Raw genomic sequence first — 4,871 nt, 5'->3', positions numbered from 1 at the left:
GTTTTATATTTAATGTGGATTAAATGCACAATGAAAAAATTACTTACGCTAATTGTATTTTTTACGATTGTTACTACTATTGGTCAAACCGATCCAGGTAAATATTCTATTAAAAATGTAAATATTAATACCAAATACTCAGATTTTGGGACAGCCTTTTTTGGAAAAGATAAAGTTGTTTTTGCATCTCCTAGAGAAGGAGCAATCATTACCAGAACTACTTGGGACGGTAATAAACAACCTTTCTTAGATCTTTTTGTTGCTACAATTGATGAAAATGGAAACTTAAAAGCCAAGAAGAAAATTCTTGGCGATGTGAATACAAAATATCATGAAGGAGTTGTAGCATTCACTAAAGATTTAAAAACCGTTTATTATAGTGCAAACAATTATGTGAAAAAGAGATATCGCAAAGATTCAACTGGTACTAATAATATACAGATGTTTAAAGCTTCGGTTGGAGCCAATGGAGAGTGGACAAATATTAAATTACTCCCTTTTAACAGCCCTGATTTTTCTTCCGGACATCCTACTTTAAGTATTGATGATAAGCAATTATATTTTGTTTCCGATAGACCAGAGTCTTTGGGTAAAACAGATATTTATGTAGTAGATATTAATGATGATGGTACTTATAGTACTCCTAGAAATATGGGCCCGCAAATTAATACCGAAGAGCGAGAAATGTTTCCATTTATTAGTGATGACAATATCTTGTATTTTTCCTCTAACGGCCATGAAGGGATGGGAGATTTAGATATACTTGCAAGTAAAGTTTTTGATAATACCGTTGCAGATCCAATTAATCTAGATGAGCCGATTAATAGTAAAAAAGATGACTTTGCCTACATTATTGATGACACAAAACATAAAGGATATTTTTCATCAAATAGAAAAGGAGGTAACGGCGATGATGATATTTATATGCTTACGGCCGCACCACCAATTCATTTTGAATGTAATCAAGAAATTGTAGGTGTAGTTCGAGATAAAGAGATGCATGCTGCTTTACCCGGAGCCAAAATTCAGCTATTTGATGCGAAAGGAAATATTTTAAAAGAAATAACAGTTGGTGAAGATGCATCATATAAATTTGAGCTACCATGCAATACAGAGTTTGCATTGGTTGGAACCGCTCCTGGATTTTTAAAAGAAAATGTTCAAGGAAAAACGGTTAATGATTTAGACGCACCTCCTTTAAATGTTTTTGTCGATCTACCACCAGAATTAAAAGTAGTTGATGAAAAAATCATGATCAATATTAACACTATTTATTTTGATTTCGATAAATGGAATATTCGCCCTGAAGCAGCGGCAGAATTGGATAAAGTGGTTGCAGTAATGTTGGAACATCCAACAATGGTTATTGAGGCAGGATCGCATACAGATTCAAGAGCGCGAGAAGCCTATAATCAGAGCTTATCAGAAAAGAGAGCAAAAGCAACAGTAGATTATATAGTTTCAAAAGGCATTAATCCGAGTAGAATTGCTGCTAGAGGTTATGGAGAAATGCAATTGGTTAATAATTGTTCAAGCTTTGTTAAATGCAGCAGAGAGGAACATCAATTAAATAGACGTACTGAGTTTGTTATTGTAAATGACAATGACAGATTCTCATCTTCTAATGCCGACGTAGCAAGTGTTAAGATTGATAAAAGTATAAACATGACCTATGTAGATCTAAATGGTTCTAAGATGGGTGTAAGCCCAAAGAATTCAAATGATAAAGTTGAAGCAAAGACAAAAACAACAGCTAATAAAGACTTGGACCCATATCTTGATGATAAAAGACCTATAAAAAAGGTCAAGCCTATTTATGTAGCGAGTGATGGAAATGTGGTTAAAAAAGTAAGTAAAAAGTTCATAAAATTTGCTCCTATTTATTATGCTTTTGACAATTGGAGTTTGTCTTCAGAAGAACTTATAAAGCTGGGAGAGGTTGTAAATGTTCTAAATGAAAACCCAGATTTGGTTATTGAAATTCAAGTACATACTGATTCTAAAAATACTGAGAAACACAATCAATTGTTGTCGGATAAAAGAGCAAAATCTATTGCTAGTTATATGGCGTCCAGAAATGTATCTCCAGATCAAGTATACGTAAAAGGATATGGAGAGCATGTGCTTGTAAATAAATGTAAAAGCTTTGTAAAGTGTTCACAAGATGAACATCAGGCAAATCGTAGAATAGAGTTTATGGTTATTTCAGGAAATGGGTATCCTGATAAAGAAATTATTGATAAAGAAAATGCACAATTCATCAATACCAATCCTATTTATTTTAATTACGATAAATATGATATTAGAAAGGATGCTGCTTATGAATTGGATAGAGTAGTGGAGATTTTGAAAGCAAATCCAGATATGATGATTGAGGCAGGGTCGCATACAGACTCTAATAATCTAGAATCATACAATCAGATTTTATCTGAAAAGAGAGCGAAATCAGTAAAAGAATACTTGACAAATAAAGGAGTTTCAAACGATAGAATTGTGAGTAAGGGCTATGGAGAAATGCAATTAGTAAACAAGTGTTCTAGTTTTGTGAAATGTACTGCAGAACAGCATCAGCAAAACAGAAGAACAGAATTTAAGATAATTAAAAATCAATAATAAGATGGTTGATAATTGCGTTAAAAATAAACGTAGCATAGAAATTGCCTTTAACATTTTTTTATATATTTGGTGAATTGCTACATTGAAACAGGGAATATTAAAAATTAAAGGGGATTCCAGCTATTACCTATGTTTTTTAACGGACATTATAATACACCAAAAACAACATATTAAGTAAGTGTACTATGGAAAAAAATTACTTAAGAAAAGACTTTTTCAACAAAAATTTGAACCTAATATTCATAATAATTGGTTTATTTTTTCATGTTGAGTTTTTAGCACAATCTATTCCTGCTTCAGATGGAAGTGTAGCTTGTTCAAATTGTAGCCCACCCGGTTGGCTAGTAGATTTAGGCACTCCTGATGTTTCAAATGCAACGCAAGCTGCAGCCACAGGTGTTTCAGGTGGTGGGGCAACTTGGAATGTGCCAGGAGGAGTATTGCCACTACCACCAAATGGTCATACATCATGGATTTCACTTAGAGATTTGGGACCTGCGGGTGTTGAAGAAATTGTAAGTACAACAATGACTGGTTTGGTTGCGGGCAATACATATGAAGTAACAATATACACGTTGACCGCTACAGCTAATGCAGATGGTGATTTAGGGAATAGCTATTCGGCAGTTTATAATGACGAATTTAGATATATAGTGGGAAGTAATCCAATGCAGACTATTTCTCCTATAACTCAAGACGCTTGGGGTACCGAAACTTTTAGATTTGTTGCATCGGGGCCAACAGAAACACTGCAGTTATTGCCTGGAGACAACTCAGGTGGGACTCCTCTAACATGGGAATCAGTTCAAATATCTGTAACACTTAATGCTATTGTTTCTGTGCCAGTTGCATTGAATGATAACGTTGAAACAATAGTTGATACTGTCCTAAATGGAGATGTTTTTGCTGATAATGGAAGTGGGTCTGATCAATTAGGAACAGCCCCTACTACAGTTACAGCCTTTGATGCTGTATCGGTAAACGGAGGAACCGTAAACATCACTCCTGCAGGAGCTTTTACCTATACTCCACCTTCTGGTTATTCTGGTTCGGACTCTTTTTCATATACAATCACAGATTCTAATGCACTGACAAGTACGGGAACTGTTACTGTCATGGTTAAAATAGATAGTGACGGAGATGGTATTGCCGATGATGCAGATTTAGATGACGATAATGATGGGATTTTAGATACTGATGAATGTACAGCTGTGATTGCTGCAAATGCTGATTGGGTTGATAATAATATAAATGTTTACACCGTTGGAAATTTAACCGATGGAAGTGGAAATACAACTTCTGGCTGGGATGCAGATGTGACATCTTTTGGCGGGACAGTTTCTTCAATAACTGATTGGGTTGGTTCAACGCCCTTTACAGATGGTACAAATTATATCATTAGCCATGCGGTGTTAGCAAGTGCAACAGCTTCTGGTACAAATATATATCAATCTGCTGGAGGAGGAACAGGTATACATGTGATACCATTGATGCCCGGTGTTTTACCAACTTATACTTTAACCACTACAATTACTTTTACAAATCCAATTAATGCGGCAAGTTTCGATATGGTTGACTTACTCGATTTTGGAGGTACAGCTACCGTTGACGTAGAAGTTTTAATAGATGGAACTTTAGTTTGGCAAACGACTCCATCTGGAGGTGTGGGTTTAAATACTACAGGCGTGTTAAGTTATGAAGATGGCTCCGGAACACTTCAAGGGTCCACTACTTTTGGGCAGAATATTGAAAATTTTGTTGGAGTTATTAACCCTGTAGCGTTTTCTACGATAACTATAAACTACAATATGACGTCAGCTGGCGCGGCAGGAAGAGATGAACAAGGGTTTGATAATCTTAGATTTTCTACATTTACTGTTTGTGGTGACGATGATGGAGATGGAATAATAAATTCTTTGGATTTAGATAGTGATAATGACGGAATTCCAGATAGCAATGAAGGTAATGGGGATATAGATGGGGATTTGATTCCTAATTTTCTTGACATCGACTCAGATGGAGACGGGGTATATGACGTTTTTGAGGCAGGTCACGGGTTACCAGATACAGATAATGATGGAAGAATTGATGGAGCTGACACGGGTTCAGGAGCAAACGGTTTATTTGATGGAATTGAAAGTGACGATACGTTGGCAGCTACAATAACCTATACATTACTAAATACTGATTCTGATGGATTCATAGATGCTTTAGACATAGATGATGATGGAGATGGTGTGAATACATCGTTTGAA

2 protein-coding genes are annotated in these 4,871 nt (G+C 35.5%); both read left to right on the top strand.

What is annotated here, in order from left to right; all coding sequences use genetic code 11:
- Positions 1–30: 30 nt before the first annotated feature.
- Complete coding sequence (locus tag AC1EUU_RS15410) at positions 31–2,613, top strand: OmpA family protein (RefSeq protein WP_480202339.1); 2,583 nt, start codon at positions 31–33, stop codon at positions 2,611–2,613.
- 188 nt (positions 2,614–2,801) lie between these two features.
- Positions 2,802–4,871 (top strand): Ig-like domain-containing protein (locus AC1EUU_RS15405; protein WP_480202338.1); only part of this gene is annotated, 2,070 nt, incomplete at its 3' end.

This window comes from Maritimimonas sp. 2205BS37-2, assembly GCF_056591755.1.
The sequence above is the reverse complement of the archived record's forward strand: the minus strand, read 5'-3'. Positions and strand labels throughout refer to the sequence as shown.

Excerpts from the sequence above, each read along its gene's own strand:
- AC1EUU_RS15410 (WP_480202339.1), top strand. The coding sequence starts at position 31 with ATGAAAAAATTACTTACGCTAATTGTATTTTTTACGATTGTTACTACT.